Annotated in this window: 18 protein-coding genes; 15 read left to right on the top strand and 3 right to left on the bottom strand. The window is 61.9% G+C overall.

Annotated features, from left to right (window positions below; all coding sequences use genetic code 11):
* Positions 1-23: 23 nt before the first annotated feature.
* Positions 24-1,670, top strand: coding sequence for a phosphoglucomutase (alpha-D-glucose-1,6-bisphosphate-dependent) (gene pgm, locus AC3WKX_RS15115; protein ID WP_087694418.1), 1,647 nt, complete (start codon positions 24-26; stop codon positions 1,668-1,670).
* A gap of 127 nt (positions 1,671-1,797) precedes the next feature.
* Here pgm and AC3WKX_RS15110 read toward each other — a convergent pair whose 3' ends face one another.
* Positions 1,798-2,493, bottom strand: coding sequence for a pirin family protein (locus AC3WKX_RS15110; RefSeq protein WP_003217133.1), 696 nt, complete (start codon positions 2,491-2,493; stop codon positions 1,798-1,800).
* A gap of 218 nt (positions 2,494-2,711) precedes the next feature.
* Here AC3WKX_RS15110 and AC3WKX_RS15105 point away from each other — a divergent pair, with 218 nt between their 5' ends.
* Positions 2,712-5,180, top strand: coding sequence for a UvrD-helicase domain-containing protein (locus AC3WKX_RS15105; protein ID WP_102604633.1), 2,469 nt, complete (start codon positions 2,712-2,714; stop codon positions 5,178-5,180).
* A gap of 148 nt (positions 5,181-5,328) precedes the next feature.
* Here the strand turns inward: AC3WKX_RS15105 and AC3WKX_RS15100 are convergent, their stop codons facing one another.
* Positions 5,329-5,601, bottom strand: coding sequence for a DUF1652 domain-containing protein (locus AC3WKX_RS15100; RefSeq protein ID WP_003217129.1), 273 nt, complete (start codon positions 5,599-5,601; stop codon positions 5,329-5,331).
* A gap of 261 nt (positions 5,602-5,862) precedes the next feature.
* On the opposite strand from AC3WKX_RS15100, the gene AC3WKX_RS15095 reads away from it, so the two are divergent.
* The 4 genes from AC3WKX_RS15095 to AC3WKX_RS15080 are packed head-to-tail and all read left to right on the top strand — an operon-like array spanning position 5,863 to position 9,643.
* The gene (locus AC3WKX_RS15095) at positions 5,863-6,678 is read left to right on the top strand and encodes a helix-turn-helix transcriptional regulator (protein WP_087694415.1); all 816 of its coding nucleotides are present in this window, start codon (positions 5,863-5,865) and stop codon (positions 6,676-6,678) included.
* A 49-nt stretch (positions 6,679-6,727) separates the two neighbouring features.
* Positions 6,728-8,134, top strand: coding sequence for an NAD(P)/FAD-dependent oxidoreductase (locus tag AC3WKX_RS15090; protein ID WP_087694414.1), 1,407 nt, complete (start codon positions 6,728-6,730; stop codon positions 8,132-8,134).
* Between the two features lie 27 nt (positions 8,135-8,161).
* Complete coding sequence (locus AC3WKX_RS15085; RefSeq protein ID WP_003217122.1) at positions 8,162-8,503, top strand: cupin domain-containing protein; 342 nt, start codon at positions 8,162-8,164, stop codon at positions 8,501-8,503.
* Positions 8,504-8,563: 60 nt separating this feature from the next.
* Complete coding sequence (locus AC3WKX_RS15080; RefSeq protein ID WP_010169417.1) at positions 8,564-9,643, top strand: polyamine ABC transporter substrate-binding protein; 1,080 nt, start codon at positions 8,564-8,566, stop codon at positions 9,641-9,643.
* Positions 9,644-9,740: 97 nt separating this feature from the next.
* Here the strand turns inward: AC3WKX_RS15080 and AC3WKX_RS15075 are convergent, their stop codons facing one another.
* Positions 9,741-10,535 carry a helix-turn-helix transcriptional regulator gene (locus tag AC3WKX_RS15075; RefSeq protein WP_008433783.1) on the bottom strand — a complete coding sequence of 265 codons (795 nt, stop codon included), beginning with the start codon at positions 10,533-10,535 and terminating at the stop codon, positions 9,741-9,743.
* A 197-nt stretch (positions 10,536-10,732) separates the two neighbouring features.
* Here AC3WKX_RS15075 and AC3WKX_RS15070 point away from each other — a divergent pair, with 197 nt between their 5' ends.
* From AC3WKX_RS15070 to AC3WKX_RS15030, 9 genes are all read left to right on the top strand, one after another.
* Positions 10,733-12,097 carry an APC family permease gene (locus AC3WKX_RS15070; protein ID WP_003217116.1) on the top strand — a complete coding sequence of 455 codons (1,365 nt, stop codon included), beginning with the start codon at positions 10,733-10,735 and terminating at the stop codon, positions 12,095-12,097.
* Positions 12,098-12,106: 9 nt separating this feature from the next.
* Positions 12,107-13,207 (top strand): DmpA family aminopeptidase, encoded by a 1,101-nt coding sequence (locus AC3WKX_RS15065; protein ID WP_102604634.1) that lies wholly within the window; start codon positions 12,107-12,109, stop codon positions 13,205-13,207.
* 364 nt (positions 13,208-13,571) lie between these two features.
* Positions 13,572-15,020 (top strand): serralysin family metalloprotease, encoded by a 1,449-nt coding sequence (locus AC3WKX_RS15060; RefSeq protein WP_008433780.1) that lies wholly within the window; start codon positions 13,572-13,574, stop codon positions 15,018-15,020.
* A 74-nt stretch (positions 15,021-15,094) separates the two neighbouring features.
* Entirely contained in the window at positions 15,095-15,463 is a 369-nt protein-coding gene (locus AC3WKX_RS15055; protein WP_158213549.1) for an AprI/Inh family metalloprotease inhibitor, read from the top strand.
* Between the two features lie 104 nt (positions 15,464-15,567).
* Complete coding sequence (locus tag AC3WKX_RS15050) at positions 15,568-17,319, top strand: type I secretion system permease/ATPase (RefSeq protein ID WP_102604635.1); 1,752 nt, start codon at positions 15,568-15,570, stop codon at positions 17,317-17,319.
* On the top strand, positions 17,316-18,650 hold the full coding sequence (locus AC3WKX_RS15045; RefSeq protein WP_008433775.1) for an HlyD family type I secretion periplasmic adaptor subunit: 1,335 nt from the start codon (positions 17,316-17,318) through the stop codon (positions 18,648-18,650). The genes AC3WKX_RS15050 and AC3WKX_RS15045 overlap by 4 nt, the downstream gene beginning before the upstream one ends.
* Before the next feature lie 2 nt (positions 18,651-18,652).
* A complete protein-coding gene (locus AC3WKX_RS15040; RefSeq protein ID WP_102604636.1) occupies positions 18,653-19,990 on the top strand; it encodes a TolC family outer membrane protein in 1,338 nt (445 codons plus the stop codon).
* Between the two features lie 215 nt (positions 19,991-20,205).
* Complete coding sequence (gene eprS, locus AC3WKX_RS15035) at positions 20,206-23,163, top strand: autotransporter serine peptidase EprS (RefSeq protein ID WP_102604637.1); 2,958 nt, start codon at positions 20,206-20,208, stop codon at positions 23,161-23,163.
* A gap of 217 nt (positions 23,164-23,380) precedes the next feature.
* Positions 23,381-26,458, top strand: coding sequence for an autotransporter domain-containing protein (locus AC3WKX_RS15030; RefSeq protein ID WP_371858904.1), 3,078 nt, complete (start codon positions 23,381-23,383; stop codon positions 26,456-26,458).
* Positions 26,459-26,540 lie beyond the last annotated feature (82 nt).

The raw sequence follows: 26,540 nt of genomic DNA, 5'->3' as shown, positions 1-26,540 counted from the left end.
CCTTCTCTTTCAGAGGTTTATGCATGACTCTCAGTCCTTTTGCGGGCAAGCCGGCACCAGCTCAATTGCTGGTAGACATCCCGCGACTGGTAACGGCCTATTACACCGGCCAGCCTGATGCAGCGATCTCCACCCAGCGCGTCGCCTTTGGTACCTCCGGGCACCGCGGCAGCTCGTTCGACCTGAGCTTCAACGAATGGCACGTGCTTGCCATCAGCCAGGCCATTTGCCTGTACCGTGAAGCCCAGGGCATCAACGGCCCGCTGTTTGTCGGCCTCGACACCCACGCGTTGTCCACCCCGGCCGGCGCCAGTGCGCTGGAAGTACTGGCCGCCAATGGCGTGCACGTGATGCTCGCCGAAGGCGATGAGTACACCCCGACACCGGCGATTTCCCACGCCATCATTTGCTACAACCGCGGCCGCACCAGCGGTTTGGCCGACGGCATCGTGATCACGCCGTCCCACAACCCGCCACAAAGCGGCGGCTACAAGTACAACCCGCCCAACGGCGGCCCGGCCGACACCCACATCACCAAGTGGATCGAAGCCAAGGCTAACGAACTGCTGGCCAATAAGCTGGCCGGGGTCAAGCGCATCACCCATGCCCAGGCGCTGAAGGCCGACACCACTCATCGCCACGACTACCTCAACACCTACGTGGCCGACCTGGTCAACGTCATCGACTTCGATGCCATCCGCAACGCTGGCTTGCGCCTGGGCGTCGATCCGCTGGGCGGAGCAGGGGTGCGCTACTGGTCGGCCATCGCCGAGCATCACCGCCTGAACCTCGACGTGGTGAACACCGAAGTGGATTCGACCTTCCGCTTCATGAGCGTCGACTGGGACGGCCAGATCCGCATGGACCCGTCCTCCAGCTACGCCATGCAGGGGTTGATCGGCCTCAAGGACCGTTATGACGTGGCCTTCGCCTGCGACCCGGACCACGACCGCCATGGCATCGTGACGCCGTCCGGTGGCTTGCTGGCGCCGAACAACTACCTGGCCGTGTCCATCGACTACCTGTTCCAGAACCGCCCCGAGTGGCGCGCTGATGCTGCGGTGGGCAAGACCGTGGTCAGCAGTGGCTTGATTGATCGCGTGGCCAAGCGCATTGGCCGTCGCCTGTACGAAGTGCCGGTGGGCTTCAAGTGGTTTGCCGATGGCCTGTTCGACGGTTCGCTGGGTTTTGGTGGCGAAGAAAGTGCCGGCGCCTCGTTCCTGCGCAAGGACGGCAGCGTGTGGAGCACTGACAAGGACGGCTTGATCCCGGCGCTGCTGGCGGCGGAAATGACCTCGCGCAAAGGCCAGGACCCAAGCCAGATTTATCGCGGGCTGACCGATGCACTGGGTGAGCCGTTCGCCATTCGGGTGGATGCCAAGGCGACTCCGGCGCAGAAGGCCTTGTTGGGCAAGCTGTCGCCAGACCAGGTGACGTCCACGCAGTTGGCCGGGGAAAGCATCCAGCAGATCCTCAGCCACGCGCCGGGCAATGACCAGGCGATCGGTGGGCTGAAAGTCATGACTGAAAACGGCTGGTTCGCCGCACGGCCATCGGGCACCGAGGACATCTACAAGATCTACGCCGAGAGCTTTATCGGCGAAGATCACCTCAAGCAACTGGTGGAAGAGGCCCAGGTGTTGGTGGACGGGGCGATCTCGGCTAACTGATGCCCAACCTATGACTGATTAACCTGTGGCGAGGGAGCTTGCTCCCGCCGGACTGCGCAGCAGTCCCATTTTTGGGGGCGCTTCGCACCCCAGCGGGAGCAAGCTCCCTTGCCACATTCAAGCTCGGTCAGGCGAGGTCGACCAACACGATCTCGCTGTCCTCAACCGCTGTCACCCGCAGTACCTGCTCATCCTCAACCGCCACACCGTCTCGAGCTTGTGCACGCAAGCCATTGACTTCAATCACCCCGGTGGCCGGTACCAGGTACGCCCGGCGTCCGTTGTCCAGCCGATACTCGGCACTTTCACCGGCTTTCAGGTTTGCCGCTACCAAGCGTGCATCGGCCCGAATCCGCAGGCTTTCGCTGTCTCCGGCCTTGCCACTGGCCAGGGTCACAAACCCTTCGCGGTCACCTTTCGGAAACGGCTTCGCGCCCCACGACGGCGGCAAACCGGCCTCATTGGGTATGATCCAGATCTGGAAAATCTTGGTCGGCGTAGCTTCCAGGTTGTACTCGCTGTGGGCGATGCCGGTGCCGGCGCTCATTACTTGGACGTCGCCGGCCTCGGTGCGGCCCTGGTTGCCCAGGTTGTCGGCATGGCTGATGGCGCCTTCACGCACATAGGTGATGATTTCCATGTCCCGGTGCGGGTGCTGCGGGAAGCCGGTGCCCGGTGCGATGAGGTCATCGTTCCACACCCGCAGGTTGCCCCAGTGCATGCGCTTGGGGTCATGGTATTCGGCAAACGAGAAGTGGTGGTGAGCGTCCAGCCAACCGTGATTGGCGCCGCCCAGGGTGTTGAAAGGTCGAAGTTCAAGCATGATCGTCTCCTGTGGATGGGAGCCATCATCCAGCAGCGCCAGATCGATAAAAAGCGTAAAAAATGCTGGATTCCTATCGAATGCTTCGATGCCGATGCTCAGGACTTGTCTTCACTTCATCGCCTAACTGCATGAGCGCAAAGCAATTGGCTGGAACTGTGGGGCATTTGCGGCGACCATAGGGCTCTTGTCCGAGTTAAAGCATCGCAGGAGTCCGCGTGCCGCAACACACCCCCGATCTGCCTCCCGAACTGCGGCCACTGGCCGAAATGCCCCTGTTGAAACGGCTCGCCGCCCGATTATTCGGTCACGGCCTGACGCGCCTGCGGGCACAGCACCGTTTCTCATGGCTGCATGGCCAGGCCGACGGCTTTCGCAGTGGCCACACGGCCGGCGTGGAGTATGGCTATAAGGAAGGCAAGGCGGATGGTATCGAGGAAGGCCGCCAGGTCCTGCTGATTCGTGACTTCCGGCCGGATGAGCACACTGCGCCGGGTGTTGACGACAATCTGTTCGATGATTGGCGCCTGCCGCTGACCGCCGAATTGAAAAAACGCATCAAGGCTGATGTGGCGCGCCTGCTGCCGGCCCATGCCCAGCCGAGTGCGGCGCAATGGAAGATGATTTTCAGCGACACGCCGTCCACCTCGGTGATCGCCGGCGCCGGCGCGGGTAAATCCACCTCGCTGGTGCTGCGTATCCTGCTGCTGACCCATTACCTGGGCTTCGAGCTGAGCTCGATGACGGTGGTGACCTTCACCCGTGAGTCGCGCAAGGACTTCATCAACAAGCTCATGGAAATTCTCGCCTTGTGGGGCCAACCCCTTGGTATGAAAGACGCGCAAGCGGTGGTGCGGACCTTTCACTCACGCATCCTGCCAATGGTGCGCAGCCTGCCGGGCCTTGAACGGCTGCAGGCGTTCGAGAACCTCAATGCGCGGACCGAAGCGGGCTTTGATGAGGCCGACAGCAACCCCTTCGAATTGCGGATCAACGACGCCCAGCGCCAGCAACTGAATGCCTGCTATCACCGGCTGCATGGCCGCCATGAACGCTTCCGCGAACTGATCGCCCCGCTGGCGCGCCATGCCCTGCAACTCAAGGAGCTGGAGCGCGATCACCCGGACGTGCAAAAACGCGTGGCGGTGACCGAACTGGCGGCCAAGCGCGATGAAGAACTCTGCGATGTGATCGAAGACCTGTGGTTTCGTGCCGGCGCCTGGCCGATCAAGGGCATCGAGCCCAATCGCCAGACGTTCGATATCAACGGCGCGAAGTTTCACTGCCATGGCTACATTGCCGAACTGGATGCCTGGGTCGTACTGGGCTTCGACCCGCGGGAAAATGCCCAGGTCAGTCGACTCGGGTCCAAGCTGTCAGTACGTGCCGAGTGGGCGGTAAAGCGAACCCTATTTCAAGCTTTCTGCCGTAAACCATTGATATGGCTAGAAAGCTACGAGTCTTCCAAGCGGCTTTTAAGCAGCCTGGCAGGTGACGCAACAGCGGGCCCGGGCTTCGATTACAAGGTCAAGGGCGAGCTGGGTTCGGCACCGTTGCTGGACAGCTTTGTTGCCGCCGCCGGGTTCATCGAGAACCTCGGGCTGGATGTGCCCACCGCCGTGGGCAAGATGAGTTTTGCCAAGGATGATCCAGACCGTTTTTACTTCGAGGCACTGAGCATTTTCTGGAAGGCCCTCGAAGATCACTTGCTGGACCAGTCGCCACCGGTCATGACCTACAACCGGATGTTCTCGCTGTTTGGCGAAAACACCCCGGAGAACCTGAAGTTGCTCAGCGACCCGCTGCTACGGCCGATGTCGCACCTGATGATCGACGAATTCCAGGACGTATCGCCGCAGATCGTCTCGTGGATCCGGGCCAGCCTGCGGGAGATCCGCAGCCGCGGGCCGGCCATGCACGTGGGGCGTGGGGCCCAGCGCTCTTCGCTGTTGTGCGTGGGCGATGACTGGCAGTCGATCTATGGCTGGCGTGGCAGTTCGCCCAAGTATTTCATGGAGTTCAACAAGGAGTTCCCGTCACCCACGACCACCCGGGTGATGCTGGGCGAGAACTACCGCAGCCATCAGCACGTGATCGATGCTGCCGAGCACATTGTGCGGGCGGCCCCGGCCATCAGCGGCAAGAAAGCCAAGGCGAGTGGAACCGCGAAGGAGTTGGTGCCGGTCACGGTGCGTGACCGTGACGATGCGGCGCTGGGCCAACAACTGCTGGCGCACTATCAAAAGGGTGATTCGGTGTTAATGCTGTATCGAAAAAGCAGCGATAAGTCATTGATTCAAGAGCATATTCAGTCGGTAGTTAATGTGGATTCTAGTTTGCCGTACGGCAGCCGCCGGCTCAAGCAACTGACTTATCACAGCGCCAAGGGCTTGCAAGCGGATGCGGTATTCCTGCTGGGCGACTGCCAGCACTTGACCAGTTCGCCGTACAAGAACCAGGTCTACCGCATGGCAGGACTGGGCAAGGACGGCGATACCGAAGCTTACGACAGCGCGCAGAAAGACGAAGTGCTGCGCCTGGCCTACGTGGGCATTACCCGGGCGGTGAGCCATTGCTATTGGTATGTCGACGGCCAGGATGGCCAAGGGGTGAATGTGCCAAAGGCTTCGGACCGGGTTGCCGAGGACAAACCGTTTTTTGACGACCAGCGCATCAGCAAATCATAAGGGGTGACGTTGAATCCTGTGGTGAGGGAGCTTGCTGTGGCGAGGGAGCTTGCTCCCGCTGGAGTGCGCAGCGCTCCCAGGATTTTGGGGCTGCTACGCAACCCAGCGGGAGCAAGCTCCCTCGCCACAAGATACCTGCTTCTCCAGATCAAGCCCGTAGCGACAGCGGCGGCACAAACGACTCCAGTTCATCCTCAACCGCCTCGATGATCCGCTCCACGTCAGCAGCGTTCATCACCGTGGCGCAAGGGATACCGGCAATTGCAATCAGGGTTTCCCCGCTGGCGCGGTCGAACAGGCGGGCGATCATACTGCCGGGAGCATCCATGCTCGCCTCAAAGCCCATGGGATGAAAGTGCCAGCGCATCAACTGGCAGGCATTGGGGAATGTCACTTTGTTCATGTTGCCCACCTTGTTCATTGAGCGCTTCCTTTAGCTCGCTGCAGGGGCGCCATGACCGTCACTGGTCCTGGCCGTCGTGAGCATTAAAAATAGCATTCGTTCGCATCGGGCATGGGAGTTTTTTCGTCCCGTCCGGCAGTTGTTTTCAATAACGTTGATATGGGTCACGTGCTGCGTGGTATTAAGCGAAAGGCCATTAGTCGGAAATATCAAATGGCCGTTGAGCGGGTACGGGCAGTTGGGCAAGCTGCCTCTTTTTTCACCGGCGTAGAGCGCTCAATGCAAGACATCATTCCGGATGACTCCCAGAAAACCCAAGCTACGGCCAAGCTGGTACTGCGTCACCATCTGTGCTGGCGGGATCGGGACCTGGATGGAGTGATGTCGTACTACCATCCGGACATCCAGTACCACGATTTCTTCCAGAACCGCGTGGTGGGTGCCGGCGAGCTGCGCGAATACCTGCAAGCCAGCATGCCCCGTGGCGCCGACGAAGCGATCGAACACACCGACCGCATCCGCGCCGACGGCGACACCGCGTTCATCCAATACCGCATCACCTTGCGTGGCGGCCAGGGCCTGGTGTCGTTTCGCACCAGCGAAGCGATTACCGTGCGCGATGGCTTGATCTGGCGGGTCAACGAGTACGCCTCCCTGGTCCACGAGCAGTCTGCCAGCCGCCGCGAGACCACACGCCCGACCGTCAGCCGCCTGGGCCTGTCGCCGCAGCAACTGAGCTACATGGCCAACGACCTGCAACAGTACTTCGAGCGCCAGCAACCCTATCTGGACCCCGAGCTGGACCTGCAACGGGTGGCGAAGGAGTGCGGGTACAGCCGCAACCAGATTTCCTACCTGTTGAACCAGGTGCTGGGGCAAAGTTTTTATCGCTACGTCAACCAGGCACGCCTCCAGCATCTGCTGGCTGCACTGGAATTGGCCGCGCCGCCGATCCGCATCGACGAACTGGCGTTTGCCGCCGGCTTCAATTCGACGTCGGCGTTCTACAGCAGCTTCCGCCAGCACACCGGCCAGTCGCCAAAGGCCTACGTCAAACAAATTTCCCTGCGTGCACGCGCGCAAGACAGCCCCTGAGGCCAGGCTCTAGGATCACTGCCATCGAAGTGTGGTGGTGGAGCTTGGCATGCCTGCATGGCGCAATATCAGTTTATGGATGGACCAGCTGGACGAGCCGCTGCTGGCACGCGCGTCCCTGGAGCAGGACCTGGACGTCAACGTGGCCATCATCGGCGCCGGCTACACCGGGCTCTGGACCGCGTATTACCTGAAGCGCCAGGCGCCCGAGCTGAAAATCGCAATCATCGAGGCGCAAACCGCCGGGTTCGGTGCCTCGGGCCGTAACGGCGGCTGGCTGATGGGCAACCTGCTGGGAGAGGACCGCCTGTTGGCCGGCCTGACCCCGGAACAGCGCCGGGCCTCGTTCGACCTGCTGCACGCCATCCCCGACGAAGTCGCGCAAGTGATCGAGCGCGAAGGCATCGACTGCGACTACCGCAAGGGTGGTGTGCTGTATTGCGCCGCGCGCTACCCCGAACAGGAAGCCACCCTGCGTGCATACCTGGCCAAACTTCACAGCCAGGGCCTGACCGACGACGACTACCGTTGGCTTGGCCCGCAACAACTGGCCGAGCAGATCCGTATCGCCAAGCCTTATGGCGGCATCTATGCACCCCACGTTGCCACGATTCACCCGGCCAAGCTGGTGCGCGGCCTGGCGCGGTTGGTGGAGCGGATGGGCGTCAAGATCTACGAAAACAGTCCCGTCACCCATTGGCAGTCCGGCAGCCTGCGCACGGACAAAGCCTCGGTGCGCGCCTCCTGGGTGGTGCCGGCGGTGGAAGGGTATGCCACCACGCTGGCTCCGCTGGGGCGCTATCAGTTGCCGGTGCAAAGCCTGATCGTTGCCACCGAGCCGTTGCCGGCCAGCACTTGGGACGAGATCGGCCTGAATCGTGGCCAGGCGTTTGGCGAGAGCAGCCGGCAAGTGACTTACGGCCAGCGTTCGGCGGACAACCGCCTGGTGTTCGGCGCTCGCGGGGGTTATCAGTTTGCCGGCAAGTTGCGGCACAACTTCGATCTCACCGACAGCGAAGTCGAGCTGCGTCGCTACCTGTTCGGCGAACTGTTCCCGCAGCTCAAGAAAGTCCGGATCACCCACGCCTGGGGCGGCAACCTGGGCATGTCCCGGCGCTTCAAGCCGCACATGCTCTGCGATCACGCGGCAGGCATCGCCCTGGCCGGTGGTTACGGCGGCGAGGGCGTAGGCGCCAGCAACCTCGGTGGCCGCACCCTGGCGGACTTGATCCTGGGGCTCGATACGCCGTTGGTTCGCCAGCCATGGGTGATTCAGCCGGGCCGGCTGGACGGGCTCAAGGCCTGGGAACCGGAACCCTGCCGCTGGCTGGGCTACAACGCGATCATCCGCAGTTTTGTGCATGAGGACCAGGTGTTGGCCAACCCCAATACCGCCCCGTGGCGCCGCAAACTGGCCAGCGGGGTTGCCGGGTTCATGGAAGGTTTCATGCACTAAGTCGTTTCAATCACCACAGGTATGAACATGAGCATTACCCAGTTCAAAGACACACTCAGCGCCCATTTGCCGGACTCCTCGCCCGTCGCCGTGCCACTGGGCACACCGGTCGCGGTGGCCTCGACCTTGAGCGTGGAACGTAGCGACGGCGTCGAAACCGGCATCTGGGAATGCACGCCCGGGCGCTGGCGCCGGCAGATCAAAGCCCAGGAGTTTTGCCACTTTATCCAGGGACGGTGCACCTTCACCCCCGACAACGGGGAAATGCTCCACATAGAAGCCGGCGACGCACTGATGTTGCCGGCCAACAGCACCGGTATCTGGGACATCCAGGAAACCGTGCGCAAGACCTATGTATTGATCCTCTGATTCTTTGATCTTTGATCGCCTGCCATAAAAACAGCCCTAAAACCGCCAGGAAATCGAACCATGAGACCCATTGCCCTGTTGCCGCTGGTATTCGTCGCCACCCTCAGCCAAGCCGCCGAGACGGTGAAGATCTACAACTGGTCGGACTATATCGCCCCCGACACCACCAAGAACTTCCAGAAAGAAACCGGCATCGGTTTCACCTACGACGTGTACGACAGCAACGAAACCCTCGACGGCAAGTTGATGACCGGCAAATCCGGCTATGACGTGGTGTTCCCCTCCAACCACTTCATGGCCCGGCAGATCCAGGGCGGGGCGCTGAAGAAACTCGACAAGAGCCAGTTGCCCAACTGGAAAAACCTCAACCCGGTGCTGCTCAAGGCCCTGGAAAACAACGACCCGGGCAACGCCCACGGCTTCCCGTACCTGTGGGGCAGCACTGGTATCGGCTACAACATCGACAAGGTCAAGGCGGTACTCGGCGACAACGCCCCAGTGGATTCCTGGGACCTGATCTTCAAGCCCGAGAACATGCAAAAACTGCAGAAGTGTGGCGTCGCCATCCTCGACAACGGCCCGGAGCTGCTGCCGGCGGCGCTCAACTACCTGGGCCTGCCGCACCACAGCAAAAAGGCGGAAGACTACAAAAAGGCCGAGGACCTGCTGATGAAAGTGCGGCCGTACGTGGCGTATTTCCACTCCTCGAAATACACCGCCGACCTGGCCAACGGCGACATCTGCGTGGCCGTCGGCTTCTCCGGCGACATCCTCCAGGCCGAAAGCCGCGCCAAGGAAGCCAAGAATGGCGTGAACATCGGCTACAACATTCCGAAAGAAGGCGCCGCGATCTGGTTCGACATGGTCGCCATGCCCGCCGATGCCCCGGATGAAAAAGCCGGCTATGCCTTCATGAACTACCTGCTACGCCCGGAAGTGATGGCCAGCATCACCAACTACGTGCACTACGCCAACGGCAATGCCGCGGCGGACAGCCTGGTGGACCCGGCAATCAAGAGCGACACCAAGGTGTACCCAAGTCCGGAAATGATGGGCAAGTTGTTCGCACTGGAAGCAATGCCGCTGAACATCGACCGGATTCGTACGCGGGTGTGGAACACCATTCGTACCGGGCGTTGATGATCGTTCCCACGCTCCGCGTGGGAATGCATCCTGTGACGCTCCGCGTCACGACTTCAAAAGCGGAAGCGGAGCGTCCAGGGCGTGGGAACGATCATTAAGGATTCTCCAAGTCATGCCCCAACGACTGGATAAACAACGAAAACAGCTCCGGCTGCGACGAGATATCCAGCTTGGCATACAGGTGCCGGCGGTGAACCTTGACCGTATCCGGCGAGATATTCAGCCGTTCGGCCATGGCTTTTGACGAAAACCCGCGCAACACCAATCGCGCTATTTCCAGCTCCCGTTCCGACAACACACCACAGCCGAAATGACTCAACGCGTCCCGTATCTGGCTGGCCATTTCCGCCGGCGCGGCCACTCGCTGGGTGCTTTGCTGCCAATGCTGCTGCATCAACGGCAACACCCAGGCCGCGAGCATGGTCATCAACCCCGTTTCCTCGCCGGTAAACAACCGCTGCATCCCCAACGACAGCGATAAAGTCCCCGCACCCGGCAATTGCAGGATGAATTGCACCTCGTCTTCCAGCACGTTGTCGTGGAAGTAATTGAGGAAGTATTCACTCTGGCGAAAATGATCCGGCGCCACTTCCTCAAGGCGGTACACGCCACTGGCATACCCCTCGCGACACGCCTGGAAAAACGGGTCCAACAGATACAAGCCATTCAGATAAACCAGCATCGACGCCGGTTTGCTGCTCGGTTGTGCGTCGTATTCTTCCAGCGCTTCGGGCGGGCCATCGGCGGGGTAGAAGATCGCCAGGGCATTGTCGAAGGGCAGGCATTGGTGCAGCAACAGCACCAGTTGCTTCCAGAAACGCCCGGTGCCGATCTGTGCGACGGTACGCCCCAGGCCCGCGTGCATGCCGACTTCCCTGAACAGGCTCATGTGCAGCTCCACGCTAAGGATTCAGGCCGCAAGGGTTCGACTTTTGCCCGGCGGCGTCAAGGGGAGTACTCCAATAGGGGAATTGGCCGATTTACACAGAGTGTTTAAGTTGGCCGTCAGTCAGTGGGGAACATACCCTGCGCCGCTTCACCTTTTCGTTTCTGCCTCAAACCAAGAACAATCAAGAGGATAACGATATGAGTGCTCCTTCCACGCCCGACGGCGTGCTGAAACCCACCCTGAGCGTATTCGATGTAGTGGCCATCACCGTCTCGGCGGTCACCCCGGCCAGTTCAGTGTTCGTGATTGCGCCGTTTGCCATCCAGCAGGCCGGCAGCGGGGTGTTCCTGGCCTTTGTGATGGCCGCCTTGCTCGCGCTGATGTTCGCCTTTTGCTACGCCGAACTCGGGCGTGCCCACAACAGCGCCGGCGGCGAATACGTGTATGCCAAGCGGGTGTTCGGCGGCATGGCCGGCTACGCGACGTTCCTCACGGTACTGGTGATGCTGCTGTTTATCCCGCCGGTACTGGCCACCGGGGCGGCGACTTACCTGAATAACGCCCTCGGCACCCAATTCGATTCGCAAACCGTGGCCCTGGTGATTGTGGTGTGCAGCTACGCCCTGGGTATCCTCAATATCAAGCTGAATGCCTGGATCACCGGCACCTGCCTGCTGCTGGAAGTGGCGGCGTTGCTGGTGATCGTGTTTATCGGCTTCGGCAACCCGGTGCAGCCGGTCAGCGTGCTGTTGCAACCGCAAATCGTCGAGAACGGCGTGCTGCACCTGGCGCCCTGGGCGCTGGTCATCGGCGCGGTGGGCATCGGCCTGTTCTCGTTCAATGGCTACGGTCCCGCCGTATTGCTGGCCGAAGACATGAAGTGCGGCGGCAGGGGCGTGCACAAGGCAGTGTTGTGGTCCCTGGGCCTGGTGGTGGTCATCGAGCTGGTGCCGATCACCGCCTTGCTGATCGGTGCGCCATCCCTCAGCGCGATGATCAGCAGCCCCGACCCGATCGGCTACCTGCTGACCAGCCACGGTAACGAAACCCTGTCGCGGCTGGTCAGCGCCGGGATCTTCCTGTCGGTGTTCAACGCCATCGTCGCCATCGTCATCCAGATTGGCCGGGTGGTGTTCAGCAGCGGCCGCGATGCGTTGTGGACACCCACCATCAACAAACTCTTCACCCGGATTCATCCACGCTGGGATTCCCCGTGGTTGGCTACGCTGTTCCTGGCGGTCCCTTCGGCATTGCTCAGCTTCAGCTCCAACCTGGCGGACCTGACGTCTTTCAGCGTGCTGCTGATCATGCTGGTGTACCTGATCGTGGCGTTGAGTGCGTTGATGAGCCGGGTTCTGTTGCGTGACCGCGAGCACCCGTATCGCATGCCGTTGTGGCCGGTGCCGGCCTTGCTGGCGGTGCTGGGCGCCGGCTACCTGTTGGTGACCCTGGCGATTGCCGCCTCGGTTCGCGACATCATGATTATCATCGGCCTGTTGGCACTGTCGGTGATCCTGTATTGCATCAGTGGCCGGTTGAGTCCGGCGTTTCAGAAATTGTAAGGAGTGGTTATGCGTGCACGTCAATTGGGCATCACCTTGGGACTGGGTACGCCCGGTGAGTTGAATGCCATCACCGACGTTCCAGGGGTTCGGGTCGGCCACAGTACGATCAAGACCCGCATCGACGGCAAACAGGTACGTACCGGCGTGACGGCGATCCAGCCCCGGGCCGGTGCCGCGCGGTATCAGCCATGTTTTGCCGGCTACCACGTGCTCAACGGCAATGGCGACGCCACGGGCCTTGAATGGATCGGCGAATCAGGGTTGCTGACCACGCCGCTGGCGATCACCAACACCCACAGCATCGGGATTGTGCGCGACACGCTGATCGCCCTGGAGCGCGAAAGCCTCGAAGACCCCGCCGTGTACTGGTGCATGCCGGTGGTGATGGAAACCTACGACGGCTTGCTCAACGATATCTGGGGCCAGCACGTCGGCCCGGAGCATGTGCGCAAGGCGCTGGCCAACGCCGAATCCGGGCCGGTGGCGGAGGGCGCCGTGGGCGGCGGCACCGGGATGATCTGCCATGAGTTCAAGGGGGGCATCGGTACCGCGTCACGGCGCTTGCCGGCGGAGCAGGGTGGCTGGACCGTCGGTGTGCTGGTGCAGGCCAACCATGGCAAGCGTCAGGAACTGCGCGTGGATGGTTACCCGGTAGGCCGGCAATTGATGGACATCCCGTCACCCTTTGCCGATCGCGGCACACCCGGCATGGGCTCCATCGTGGTGATCATCGCCACCGATGCGCCGTTGCTGCCCCATCAATGCCAGCGCCTGGCACAACGCGCGTCCATCGGGATTGCGCGCACGGGTGGCGGTACCGAGGACTCCAGCGGGGACCTGTTCCTGGCGTTCGCCACCGGCAATCAGGATTTGCCGGTGGCCGACTACGGGCGCAAGGGCTCGCCCCTCAGCACAGCCCTGCAAATGGTCAATAACGACCACATTTCACCGCTGTTCAGCGCGGCGGCGGAGGCCGTGGAAGAGGCGATCATTAATGCCATAGTGGCCGGCGAAGACATGACCACCGACCAGGGTGTGCGGGTGCCCGCGCTGGATGCCCACACGCTCCTGCAGGCATTGCGCCAAACCGGCTGGCGCGGCCAGTAAGTAAACTAAGTCTTGTCCCGGTAATACGGGACAAACACTTAAATAGTGGCCAATCAATACTAACAATGACACGGTGACACTTTCTTAGTGCACCTCAGTCAATACTTTGGATCCATTCGTGGCTAAATGTCTTTAGGAGTATTTAATATTTAAATAGCTGGATTTAAATAAGGCGCTATTTACCAGTGTTTGCAGGTTTTGTTCACCGGCCCAACTTTATCCTTGGATAAAAACCGCTGGACGAATGATTTCAGGTTGTGTCAGTTTTCTTTCGCCTTCAAAAGGGGCGAGTGATCGGACTTACTCGCCAGAGTGGGTCCGGTCGGACAAAAACTGTTCCACTTGCAAACAAGGAAGTACGTTTATGTCAAAAGTAAAAGACAAAGCTATTGTGTCGGCGGCTCAAGCAAGTACCGCTTACACCCAGATCGATAGCTTTAGCCATCAATACGACCGCGGTGGCAACCTCACGGTCAATGGCAAACCGTCGTTCACCGTTGACCAGGCCGCCGACCACCTGCTGCGTGAGAACGCCGCGTACCGGGACGTGGATGGCAACGGCAAGATCGATCTCACCTACACCTTCCTGACTTCGGCTTCGAACGCGACCATGAACAAGCATGGGATCACCGGGTTCAGCCAGTTCAACACCCAGCAGAAAGCACAGGCCGTACTGGCCATGCAATCCTGGGCCGATGTGGCCAATGTCACCTTCACCGAGAAAGCCTCGGGCGGTGACTTCCACATGACCTTCGGCAACTACAGCGGCGGCCAGGACGGCGCAGCGGCCTTTGCCTACCTGCCAGGCACCAACGCCAAGTACAACGAAAGCGGCCTTGACGGCACTTCCTGGTACCTGACGAACAACAGCTACACGCCGAACAAGACCCCGGACCTGAACAACTATGGCCGGCAGACCCTGACCCACGAAATCGGCCACACCCTGGGCCTGGACCACCCTGGCGACTACAACGCCGGGACCGGCAACCCTTCGTACAAAGACGCGGACTATGGACAGGACACGCGTGGCTACAGCGTCATGAGTTACTGGAGCGAGAGCAACACCAACCAGAACTTCAGCAAAGGCGGGGTAGAAGCCTACTCGTCCGGCCCGCTGATCGACGACATCGCCGCGATCCAGAAGCTCTACGGCGCCAACTACAACACCCGTGCCGGTGACACCACCTACGGCTTCAACTCCAACACCGGGCGTGATTTCCTCAGCGCCACTTCATCGGCCGACAAGCTGGTGTTCTCGGTATGGGACGGTGGCGGCAACGACACCCTGGACTTCTCCGGTTTTACCCAGAACCAGAAGATCAACCTCAATGAAACCTCGTTCTCCGACGTTGGCGGCCTGGTGGGCAACGTTTCCATCGCCAAGGGTGTGACCGTGGAGAACGCCATCGGCGGTTCGGGCAACGACCTGCTGATCGGTAACGCAGCCGCCAACGTCCTCAAGGGCGGTGCCGGCAACGACATCATCTTCGGCGGCGGCGGTGCAGACCAGCTGTGGGGCGGCTCAGGCAACGACACCTTCGTGTTCGGCGCCAGCTCCGACTCCAAGCCGGGTGCGGCCGACAAGATCTTCGACTTCACCTCGGGTTCCGACAAGATCGACCTCACCGGCATCACCAAAGGTGCAGGCCTGACCTTCGTCAACGCGTTTACCGGTCATGCCGGCGACGCGGTGCTGTCCTACGCTTCGGGTACCAACCTGGGCACATTGGCCGTGGACTTCTCCGGGCACGGCGTGGCGGATTTCCTCGTCACCACCGTTGGCCAGGCAGCCGTCACCGACATCGTGGCCTGATACACGCGTAAAGGAGGGTGGCGCACACGCGCCGCCCTCTGCCCTTGCATCCACCCCATGAACGGGCGAAGGTGATGACGCTATTTCGCAGTACCGTGGCCTGGAGTTTCCAGGTGTTGCTTATGTCGGCAGGAGCCACAGCAATGGCAAGCAGTCTGGTTTTACCTACTTCCGCGCAGTTGGCCGGGCATTGGGCGCTGCATCAGCAAGAGCAGGTGTGCGCACTGGATTTGATTGAGCAGGCTAACGCGTTAGGGGGCGATGTGGAGTGCGCCGGACAATGGCTGGGGGAAGCCCCCGTTAGTTGGACGCCTACTCCCGATGGTATTTGGCTGATGAATGCCGAAGGCACCGGCATAACCCATTTGAATCGCCAGAAAGAAGGCGAATATGAAGGTCGCGCAAAAACCGGCGCGGTATTGATATTACAACGCGCACCGTAATAGTTCGTTATATCGATATAACCCGATTTTAATGTTTGCCCGCCCCTTATTGGGGCGCTCGGTAAACTATTGCGCGTCATTCGGCTCAGGGAAGATCAGGCAACATGGCGAAGACCACTCCCGTTGCACCATTGTTCAAGGCACTCGGCGACTACAAAAGTATTCTGATCAGTATTGGCTGTTTCACGGCATTGATTAACGTATTGATGTTGGTGCCGTCGATTTATATGTTGCAAGTCTACGACCGCGTGCTGTCTTCACAGAACGAAACCACCCTGGTGATGTTGACGCTGATGGTGGTGGGGTTCTTCGCCTTTATCGGTGTGCTGGAGGTGATCCGCAGCTTTATCGTGATTCGCATCGGCAGCCAGCTGGAGCGGCGTTTCAACCTGCGGGTCTACAAGGCCGCTTTCGAGCGCAACCTGCAACGGGGCGAAGGCCATGGCGGGCAATCCCTGGGGGACCTGACCCACATCCGCCAATTCATCACCGGGCCTGCGCTGTTCGCGTTTTTCGACGCGCCGTGGTTTCCGATCTATCTGTTCGTGATTTTCCTGTTCAACGTGTGGCTGGGTGTCTTGGCCAGTGCCGGTGCCGTGCTGCTGATTGCCCTGGCGTGCCTTAACGAATACCTGACCAAAAAGCCTCTGGGTGAAGCCAGCGGTTATTCCCAGCAATCCACCCAATTGGCCACCAGCCACCTGCATAACGCCGAGACCATCCAGGCCATGGGCATGCTCGGTGCATTGCGCAAGCGCTGGTTCAAGGTGCATTCGCAGTTCCTGGGCCTGCAGAACAAGGCCAGCGACACCGGCTCGATCATCAGTTCCCTGAGTAAATCCCTGCGCCTGTGCCTGCAATCGTTGGTGCTGGGCCTGGGTGCGCTATTGGTGATCAAGGGCGACATGACCGCCGGGATGATGATCGCAGGCTCCATTTTGATGGGCCGGGTGTTGAGCCCCATCGACCAGTTGATTGCCGTGTGGAAGCAATGGAGTTCGGCCAAGCTGGCCTACCAGCGCCTCGACAACCTGATGCGCGAGTTTCCGCCCCAGGGCGATCAGATGGCCTTGCCGGCGCCCAAGGGCAATGTGAGTTTCGAGCAAGTCAGCGCAGGCCCGCCGGGGCGACGTGTGCCGACCTTGCATCAAGTCAGCTTCAACCTGACTGCGGGCGAAGTGCTCGGCGTGCTGGGTGCTTCCGGCTCCGGCAAATCAACCCTGGCCCGCGTGCTGGTGGGCGTATGGCCAACCCTGGCAGGCACCGTGCGCCTGGACGGAGCCGACATTCATCGCTGGGACCGCGACGACCTCGGACCGCATATCGGTTATCTGCCCCAGGACATCGAACTGTTCAGCGGCAGCATCGCCGACAACATCGCGCGCTTTCGCGAAGCCGACCCGGATTTGGTGGTGCAGGCCGCCCAACAGGCAGGTGTGCACGAATTGATCCTGCGCTTGCCCCACGGCTACGACACCGTGCTCGGCGACGAGGGCAGCGGCCTGTCCGGTGGGCAGAAGCAACGGGTCGCCCTGGCCCGCGCGCTGTACGGCGGGCCACGCCTGATCGTGCTCGACGAGCCCAACTCCAACCTCGACACCGTGGGTGAAGCCGCCCTGGCCAGCGCGATCATGCAGATGAAAGCCCAGGGCAGCACGGTGGTGCTGGTGACTCACCGTTCCTCGGCGTTGGCCCAGGCCGACAAGCTGCTGGTGCTGAACGAAGGTCGTTTGCAGGCATTTGGTCCGAGCCAGGACGTGCTGCGCGCACTGTCCGGCCAGCAGGAAGCACCACGAGAAAAGGCCGGGGTCAGCCTCAGCCGTCAGTATCAAGCCGGAAGGAATCCAGGCGCATGAGCAGCGACAGCAGCATTCAAATCAACCGCGATTACGAACAGACCCATCCCGAGCACGACGCGCGTTTCTTCGCCCGCATGGGCTGGCTGCTGACGGTGGTCGGCGCCGGCGGGTTTTTCCTCTGGGCCAGTCTGGCGCCGCTGGACCAGGGGATCCCGGTACAAGGCACGGTGGTGGTTTCGGGCAAGCGCAAGGCGGTACAAACCCTGAGCCCCGGCGTGGTCAGCCGGATCCTGGTGCGTGAGGGCGAGGCGGTGAAGCAGGGCCAGCCGCTGTTCCGTCTCGACCAGACGCAGAACCAGGCCGACGTGCACTCCCTGCAAGCCCAGTACCGCATGGCCTGGGCCAGCGTGGCACGGTGGCAGAGCGAGCGGGATAACCAGTCGACGATCACCTTTCCGGCGCAATTGAGCGGCAACCCGGACCAAGCCCTGGCACTGGTCCTCGAAGGCCAGCGTCAACTGTTCAGCAGCCGCCGCGAAGCCTTTGCCCGTGAACAGGCCGGGATTCGCGCCAGTATCGAGGGTGCCACCGCGCAACTGAACGGCATGCGCCGCGCCCGCAGTGATCTGACGGCCCAGGCGCAATCCCTGCGTGACCAGTTGAACAACCTGCAACCCCTGGCCGACAACGGCTACATCCCGCGCAACCGGCTGATGGAATACCAGCGGCAACTGTCCCAGGTGCAACAGGACCTGGCGCAGAACACCGGCGAAAGCGGGCGGGTGGAGCAGGGCATCCTCGAATCGCGCCTCAAGTTGCAGCAGCACAGCGAGGAGTACCAGAAGGAAGTGCGCAGCCAACTGGCCGACGCGCAGTTGCGCAGCCTGACCCTGGAGCAACAATTGACCTCCGCCGGTTTCGACCTGCAGCACAGCGAGATCAACGCGCCCGCCGATGGCATCGCGGTCAACCTGGGCGTGCACACCGAAGGCGCCGTGGTGCGTGCCGGTGAAACCCTGCTGGAAATCGTGCCCCAGGACACCCGCCTGGAAGTCGAAGGGCGCCTGCCGGTGCACCTGGTGGACAAGGTCGGTGCGCACTTGCCGGTGGACATTCTCTTCACCGCCTTCAATCAGAGCCGCACGCCGCGGGTGCCGGGGGAGGTGAGCCTGATCTCCGCCGACCAGATGCTCGACGAAAAAACCGGCATGCCTTACTACGTGCTGCGCACCACCGTCAGCAGCAGCGCCCTGGAGAAACTCCATGGCCTGGTGATCAAGCCGGGGATGCCCGCCGAGATGTTCATCCGCACCGGCGAGCGCTCCTTGCTCAATTACCTGTTCAAGCCGCTGCTGGACCGCGCTGGCTCGGCGTTGACCGAGGAATGAGCATGAAGCCGATGTTCATCGCCTTACTGCTCGCCTGCGGCAACGCCCAGGCCGCCATGGGCCCGTTCGATGTCTACGAACAGGCCCTGCGCAACGACCCGGTATTCCTTGGTGCCATCAAGGAGCGCGACGCCGGCCTGGAAAACCGCACCATCGGCCGCGCCGGCCTGCTGCCCAAGCTCTCGTACAACTACAACAAGGGCCGCAACAACTCCCAGGCCACCTTGCCCGACGGGCGCGGCGGCAATTATCACGATGACCGCAACTACAACAGCTATGGCTCCACGTTCACCCTGCAACAGCCGCTGTTCGACTACGAAGCCTATGCCAACTACCGCAAGGGCGTGGCCCAGGCACTGTTTGCCGACGAGAGCTTCCGCGACAAGAGCCAGGCGCTGCTGGTGCGGGTGCTGACCTATTACACCCAGGCGTTGTTTGCCCAGGACCAGATCGACATTGCCCGCGCCAAGAAAAAGGCCTACGAGCAGCAGTTCCAGCAGAACCAGCATCTGTTCCAGCAGGGCGAGGGCACCCGCACCGACATCCTGGAAGCCGAGTCGCGTTATGAGCTGGCGACTGCCGAGGAAATCCAGGCGCTGGATGAACAGGACGCCTCGCTGCGCGAACTCGGGGCGCTGATTGGCGTGCAGAGCGTCAATATCAACGACCTGGCGCCGCTGAACCCGGGGTTTGCCGCCTTCACCCTGACCCCGGCCAATTACGACACCTGGCACGAACTGGCGCTGACCAACAACCCCAACCTGGCCTCGCAACGCCAGTCCGTGGAAGTGGCGCGTTATGAAGTGGAGCGCAACCGTTCGGGGCACCTGCCACGCATCACGGCGTATGCCAGCTCGCGCCAGCAGGAATCCGACAGCGGCAACACCTACAACCAGCGCTACGACACCAACACCATCGGCATCGAAGTCAGCATGCCGTTGTATGCCGGTGGCGGCGTCTCGGCTTCCACCCGCCAGGCCAGCCGCGCCATGGAGCAGGCCGAGTACGAACTGGAAGGCAAGACCCGCGAAACCCTGATCGAACTGCGACGCCAGTTCAGTGCTTGCCTGTCGGGCGTCAGCAAGTTGCGGGCGTATCAAAAGGCGCTGACTTCGGCCGAAGCGCTGGTGGTCTCGACCAAGCAAAGCATCCTCGGCGGCGAGCGGGTCAACCTCGATGCGCTGAACGCCGAGCAGCAGCTGTACAGCACCCGTCGCGACCTGGCCCAGGCACGGTACGACTACCTGATGGCCTGGACCAAATTGCATTACTACGCGGGCAACTTGCGTGACACCGACCTGGCCAAGGTGGACGAGGCGTTTGGTCCTGAGAGCCGCTGATGCCTGGACGAGTGGTACTTGGTGCAAGGGAGCTTTGGTGGCATGGCCGCTTGTTTTGGCAAGGGAGCTTTCTGTGGCAAGGGCGCTTGTTGTGGCGAGGGAGCTTGCTCCCGCTGGGCTGCGTAGCGGCCCCAAGATCTTGGGAGCGCTGCGCACTCCAGCGGGAGCAAGCTCCCTCGCCACAGGTATTTCAACAATAAGAAAAGGGACTGTTCATGATCATTGGTTCACCTCGCTTCAAACCCTTCACCGCAGGCTCCTTGCTGCTGCTGTCAGTGGCGGCCCACGGGCAGTACATCGAAGCCGGAAAAGTCGGCGACCCCGGCAGTTGGCGCACCGCCGAGTTCCAGAGCGACTGGGGCCTGGACCGGATGAAAGCCAACGAGGCCTATGCGAGCGGCATCACCGGCAGTGGCGTGAAGATCGGCGCCCTGGACTCGGGTTTCGACCCCAACCATCCCGAAGCCTCAAAAGACCGCTATCACGCGGTCACCGCCAGTGGCACCTATGTCGATGGCAGTCCCTTCACGACCACCGGCGCGCTCAACCCAAACAATGACTCCCACGGCACCCACGTCACCGGCACCATGGGCGCGGCCCGCGATGGCGTGGGCATGCACGGCGTGGCGTACAACGCGCAGATCTACGTCGGCAACACCAACGCCAGCGACAGCTTCCTGTTCGGCCCCACGCCAGACCCCAAGTACTTCAAGGCGGTGTACAGCGCGCTGGTGGATGCCGGCGTGCGCGCGATCAATAACAGTTGGGGCAGCCAACCCAAGGATGTCAGCTACCAGACCATTGGCGACCTGCACGCTGCCTATGCCCAGCACTACAACCAGAACACCTGGCTGGATGCCGCTGCGGAGGTGGCCAAGGCCGGGGTGATCAACGTGTTCAGTGCTGGCAACAGCGGCTACGCCAACGCCAGCGTGCGTTCGGCCTTGCCTTATTTCCAGCCGGAGCTGGAAGGCCACTGGCTGGCGGTATCGGGCCTGGACAAGGCGAACAACCAGAAATACAACCAGTGCGGCATCGCCAAGTACTGGTGCATTTCCACCCCCGGGGCGTTGATCAACAGCACCATTCCCGATGGCGGTTATGGGGTGAAATCCGGCACCTCGATGTCGGCGCCTCATGCCACCGGCGCACTGGCGCTGGTGATGGAACGCTATCCATACCTGAACAACGAACAGGCCTTGCAGGTGCTGTTGACCACGGCCACCCAGCTCAATGGCGCGGTCACCGATGCACCGACCACTCAGGTCGGCTGGGGCGTGCCGGATCTTGGCCGAGCAATGCACGGGCCCGGGCAATTGCTCGGGCCGATGAATGTCACGTTGGCGGCCGGGCAGGGCGATGTGTGGAGCAATGCGATCTCCGACAAGGCGCTGATCCAGCGTCAGGCCGAAGACAGCGCCGAAACCCTGGCCTGGCAGCAAACCCTGCGCGATAAGGGCTGGGAGAACGGCGTGGGCGCCGGCGCGAGTCAGCAGGACCAGACGGACTATGCCGTTGGCACTGCCCGTGCGGCAGCCGCGGCCCAGCGTATCTACGAAGGCAGCCTGACCAAATCCGGTGCGGGCAGCCTGATCCTGGCGGGCGACAACACCTACCGTGGCCCGACCACCGTGAATGGCGGCCGGTTGGCGGTGAATGGCTCGCTGACGTCCGCGGTGACGGTCAATGACAGCGGCACGTTGGGCGGCTCCGGTCGCATCGCGGCGTTACAGGTCAATAGCGGCGGCACCGTGGCGCCGGGCAATTCCGTGGGCACCTTGCAGGTGGCCGGGGATGTAAACCTCGCCGCCGGCTCCACCTATGCGGTCGAACTCACCCCCACCACCAGCGACCGGATTGTCGCCACGGGCAAGGCAATCCTCGGCGGCGGCACCGTGACCCTGGCCCTGGAAAACAGCCCGACCCTGCTCAGCCTGCAACAGGCGGAAAGCCTGGTGGGGCGCCAGTACAACATCCTCCAGGCGGCGGGCGGGGTCCAGGGCCAGTTCGGTGCCGTGTTGCCCAACTACCTGTTCCTCGGCGGCACCCTCGACTATGCCGCCAACGGTGTGCAACTGGGCATTGCCCGCAGTGATGCGAGTTTCGCCAGTGTCGGTGCCACTCGTAACCAGCGTTCGGTGGCCGCGGCCGCCGAGCAGTTGGGCGCCGGTAATCCGGTGTACGAAAGCATCCTGCGGTCAGACTCGGCAGCCACGGCGCAGTCGGGTTTCCAGCAGCTGTCGGGAGAAATCTACCCGGCCATCGGCACAATGCTGATCAATGACAGCCGCCAGCTACGCGATGCCGTTAGCGAGCGCCTGCGCCATACGCCGGTTACCGGTGAGAGCAACGTGTGGGTCAAGGCGCTCGGCAGTTGGGGCAAGACCGACAGCCGCAGCGACACGGCAGGCTACACCAGCTCACTGGGCGGCATGCTGGCCGGTGTCGACGGCGCGCTGGACGAGCAGACCCGTGCCGGTCTCGTGGCCGGTTACAGCGACAGCTCGCTGAACATGGGCAGCGGCACGCATTCATCGGCGTCCATCGACAGCTACCACCTCGGCGCCTACGCCGGGCATGAGCTGGGCAATTGGCGCTTGAGCGTCGGCGGTGCCTACAGCTGGCATCGCGGCGACGTGAAACGCGACTTGCAGTACGGCGAAGTCAGCGGCAAGCAGAAGACCAAGCTGGATGCGCGCAGTGCCCAGGTATTTACCGAAGCGGCCTACCGTTTGAACGTGTCCTCGGTGGCGCTGGAGCCGTTCGCCAACCTGGCTTACGTGCATCTGGACAACGAACGTTTTCACGAGAAGGGCGACGCCGCCGCGCTGGAGCGTGGCAGTGACAGCCGCGATGCGGTGCTGAGCACCCTGGGCCTGCGGGCGGCAAAAACCTTCCCCCTCAATGACCGCCAGCAACTGTACGTTTCCGGCTCGCTGGGCTGGCAGCACAGCCTGAGTGCCGTTGAATCCGAAGAGCACCTGGCGTTTGTCGCCGGAGGGCCGTCGTTTGCGGTGCAAAGCTCGCCGTTGATGCGCGACGCGGCATTGGTGGGCGTGCAGGCGAGCCTGGCGTTGAGCAAAAGCACACGGGTCAACCTCGACTACACCGGCCAATTGGCTGGCCGGGAAAAAATCCAGGGCGTGGGGTTGAGCCTGAACTGGCAGTTCTGAGCAAGATCCTGAGGCCGAAAGAGGTCAACTGTGGGAGCGGGCTTGCTCGCGAATGCGGTGTGTCAGTCGACGCACCTGTAACTGAGCCACCACATTCGCGAGCAAGCCCGCTCCCATATGGGGTCGGCGACGCTTGGGAGAAACGTGATTTATACAAGTGCAATAAAAACTAAGGAAGGTCACCGTGAAAAAAACAAAACGAGGGTTTCAATCCGCCATCCCAACAGGCCCGGGCTACCCGCTCAAGGCCCTGAACTGCGTGCCATACGGCGCGTTGCTGTGTTGCCTGGCCAGCCTGGGTACCGCCCAGGCCGCACCCTACGTGGAAACCGGAAAACTGGGAGATGCTGCCAGTTGGCGCAGTAATGAATTCAAGGCCGACTGGGGCCTGGGCGCCGTGCATGCAGACGCCGCCTACGCCGCCGGCTACACCGGCAAGGGCGTGAAGCTGGGGATCTTCGACCAGCCGGTGTATGCCCAGCATCCGGAATTCGCCAGCCCCGGCAAAGTGGTCACGATCGTGACCGAAGGCATTCGCCAATACACCGACCCGTACATCCCGGTGAAGGCCGGGGATGCGTTTCGCTACGACGGCACGCCTTCCCTGGGTTCCAACGGCAAGCTCGGCAATCACGGCACGCACGTAGGCGGCATCGCCGCGGGTAACCGCGACGGCGGGCCAATGCACGGCGTGGCGTTCGATGCGCAGATCATCAGCGCCGAAAACGGTGACCCGGGCCCCGAAGACGGGATCATCCTGGGCAACGACGGTGCGGTCTACAAAGCCGGCTGGGATGCCTTGGTGGCCAGCGGCGCGCGCATTATCAACAACAGCTGGGGCATCGGCATTGGTGACCAGTACGCCAAGGGCGGCCGAGATCCGGCATTCCCCAACTTCACGGTCAATGAAGCCCAGGCGCAGTTCAATAACATTCGGCCGATCCTTGGGACGATCGCAGGTGGCGCTTATCAGGGCGCCATTGATGCGGCCCGCAGCGGCGTGCTGACGATCTTTGCCGCCGGAAACGATTACAACCGCAACAACCCGGATGCGATCTCGGGCCTGGCGTACTTCGTGCCGGAGATTGCACCCAACTGGCTGTCGGTGGCGGCCTTGCAACAGAATCCCGACACCGCCAGTTCCGATCCTTACGTGATCAGTACGTTTTCCTCGCGCTGCGGGTATGCCGCCAGCTTCTGCGTCGCGGCCCCCGGCACCAAGATCTACAGTTCGGTGATCAACGGCACCTCCCTGGAAAACCTGACCACCGACTACGCCAATTTCAACGGCACCTCCATGGCCGCGCCGCATGTGGCCGGCAGTGCAGCGGTGTTGATGGAGCGCTTCCCGTACATGAGCGGCGACCAGATCTCCACGCTGCTGAAAACCACCGCGACCGACCTCGGCGCACCGGGCATCGACTCGCTGTACGGTTGGGGCATGATCAACCTGGGCAAGGCCATCAACGGCCCGGGGATGTTTGTGACGGCTGAGGATATCCCGGCGGAGTTTCGTATCGACGGCGCCTACGGCTCCGGCCAGTTTGTCGCGGACCTGCCAGGGATTGGCGCCGTGGTGGATGCCGGCAAACCGACCCAGCGCACGTGCACCGATGTGCATTGCGGGCTGGATGTGTGGAGCAACGATATCTCCGGGCATGGCGGCCTGACCAAGCAGGGCATTGGCGCGCTGGTACTGACCGGCACCAACACCTACAGCGGCCCGACCCTAGTCAACCAAGGGTTGCTGGCGATCAATGGCTCGATCACCTCCGACGTCACCGTCAGTAACAGCGGGGTAGTGGGTGGTTCCGGGCGCATTGGTTCGCTGACAGCGAACAGCGGCGGTACCGTGGCGCCGGGCAACTCCATCGGCACCCTGAACGTGGCCGGGGATGTGAACTTCGCGGCGGGCTCCACCTATGCGGTGGAGTTGTCGGCCACCAACAGTGATCGCATCGTCGCCGGTGGCAAGGCCACCCTCAGCGGCGGCACGGTGACCCTGGCCCTGGAAAACAGCCCGACGCTGCTGACCCAGACCCAGGCCGAAAGCCTGATCGGTCGCCAGTACAACATCCTGCAGGCTGCAGGCGGGATTACCGGCAGCTTCGGTTCGGTGCTGCCCAACTATCTGTTTATCGGCGGTACCCTGAACTACGCCGCCAACGGCGTGCAGCTGGATGTGGGGCGCAATGCCAACACCTTTGCCAGTGTGGCCGCCACCCCGAACCAACGTTCGGTGGCCGCTGCTGCCGAGCAGTTGGGCGCGGGCAACGCCGTGTACGAAAGCCTGTTGCTGGCGCCGAATGCGGCCTCGGCCCAGGGTGCATTCCAGCAGCTGTCCGGGGAGATCTACCCGGCGCTGGAAACCGCGTTGGTGAATGACAACCGCTACCTGCGCGAAGCCGTGGGCGAGCGTTTGCAGCAAGGGGCAATGGGCGCATCGAGCCAGACCGTCGATAGCCGTGGCAACGTCTGGGTCAAGGCGTTGGGCGCCTGGGGCAAGACCAACAGCGGCAGCGATACGGCGGGCTACACCACCTCCATCGGCGGCATGCTGGCGGGTGTGGACGGCGCGCTGGATGAAGACACCCGTGTAGGCCTGGTGGCGGGGTACAGCGATACATCGCTGAACATGGGCAGCGACACCCATTCCCGGGCATCGGTGGACAGCTATCACCTGGGTGCGTATGCCGGGCATGAAATCGGTGCCTTGCGCTTGAGCGGTGGTGCGACCTACAGCTGGCACCGCGCCGATGTGAAGCGCGAGCTGCAATACGGTGAAGTCGCCGGCAAGCAGAAAGCCAAGGTGGATGCCCGCAGTACCCAGGTGTTTACCGAGGCGGCGTATCGCCTGAACCTGCAACCCCTGGCCCTGGAACCGTTCGCCAACCTGGCGTACGTGCATCTGGATGCCGATGGGTTTACCGAGAAGGGTGATGCGGCGGCCTTGAAGGGCCGGGATGACAGCCGCGATGTGGTGTTGAGTACCCTGGGTGCTCGAGCGCTGAAAACCTTGAATATCAATGACCATCAGCAACTGGAGCTTTCCGGCACCCTGGGTTGGCAGCACAACCTGAGCAGCGTCGATTCCGAGCGGCACCTGGCGTTTGCCTCGGGCGGCCCTTCGTTCACTGTGGAGAGTTCGTCGATGGTGCGTGATGCGGCATTGGTGGGGGCGCGGGTCAGCCTGGCGCTGAGCAAGGAGGCGAAGGTGAATCTGGATTACAACGGCCTGCTGGCCAGCAAGGAGAAAGTCCATGGGGTGGGTTTGAGCCTGGACTGGGCTTTCTAAACACCGCAGTTGGAAGTGGGGGAGCGGGCTTGCTCGCGAAAGCGGTGTGCCAGTCGGTGGATGGGTTGACTGATCCACCGCC

Source organism: Pseudomonas sp. GP01-A4 (genome assembly GCF_058780865.1).
Note: the sequence above shows the minus strand (reverse complement) of the source record. Positions and strands in the feature narration are given on the sequence as shown.

Coding starts and splice junctions, on each gene's coding strand:
- AC3WKX_RS15085 (WP_003217122.1), top strand. CDS start 8,162: ATGAGCATTACCCAGTTCAAAGACACACTCAGCGCCCATTTGCCGGAC.
- AC3WKX_RS15060 (WP_008433780.1), top strand. CDS start 13,572: ATGTCAAAAGTAAAAGACAAAGCTATTGTGTCGGCGGCTCAAGCAAGT.
- AC3WKX_RS15070 (WP_003217116.1), top strand. CDS start 10,733: ATGAGTGCTCCTTCCACGCCCGACGGCGTGCTGAAACCCACCCTGAGC.
- AC3WKX_RS15065 (WP_102604634.1), top strand. CDS start 12,107: ATGCGTGCACGTCAATTGGGCATCACCTTGGGACTGGGTACGCCCGGT.
- eprS (WP_102604637.1), top strand. CDS start 20,206: ATGATCATTGGTTCACCTCGCTTCAAACCCTTCACCGCAGGCTCCTTG.
- AC3WKX_RS15075 (WP_008433783.1), bottom strand. CDS start 10,535: ATGAGCCTGTTCAGGGAAGTCGGCATGCACGCGGGCCTGGGGCGTACC.
- pgm (WP_087694418.1), top strand. CDS start 24: ATGACTCTCAGTCCTTTTGCGGGCAAGCCGGCACCAGCTCAATTGCTG.
- AC3WKX_RS15055 (WP_158213549.1), top strand. CDS start 15,095: ATGACGCTATTTCGCAGTACCGTGGCCTGGAGTTTCCAGGTGTTGCTT.
- AC3WKX_RS15080 (WP_010169417.1), top strand. CDS start 8,564: ATGAGACCCATTGCCCTGTTGCCGCTGGTATTCGTCGCCACCCTCAGC.
- AC3WKX_RS15110 (WP_003217133.1), bottom strand. CDS start 2,493: ATGCTTGAACTTCGACCTTTCAACACCCTGGGCGGCGCCAATCACGGT.
- AC3WKX_RS15100 (WP_003217129.1), bottom strand. CDS start 5,601: ATGAACAAGGTGGGCAACATGAACAAAGTGACATTCCCCAATGCCTGC.
- AC3WKX_RS15040 (WP_102604636.1), top strand. CDS start 18,653: ATGAAGCCGATGTTCATCGCCTTACTGCTCGCCTGCGGCAACGCCCAG.
- AC3WKX_RS15095 (WP_087694415.1), top strand. CDS start 5,863: ATGCAAGACATCATTCCGGATGACTCCCAGAAAACCCAAGCTACGGCC.
- AC3WKX_RS15090 (WP_087694414.1), top strand. CDS start 6,728: ATGCCTGCATGGCGCAATATCAGTTTATGGATGGACCAGCTGGACGAG.
- AC3WKX_RS15045 (WP_008433775.1), top strand. CDS start 17,316: ATGAGCAGCGACAGCAGCATTCAAATCAACCGCGATTACGAACAGACC.
- AC3WKX_RS15050 (WP_102604635.1), top strand. CDS start 15,568: ATGGCGAAGACCACTCCCGTTGCACCATTGTTCAAGGCACTCGGCGAC.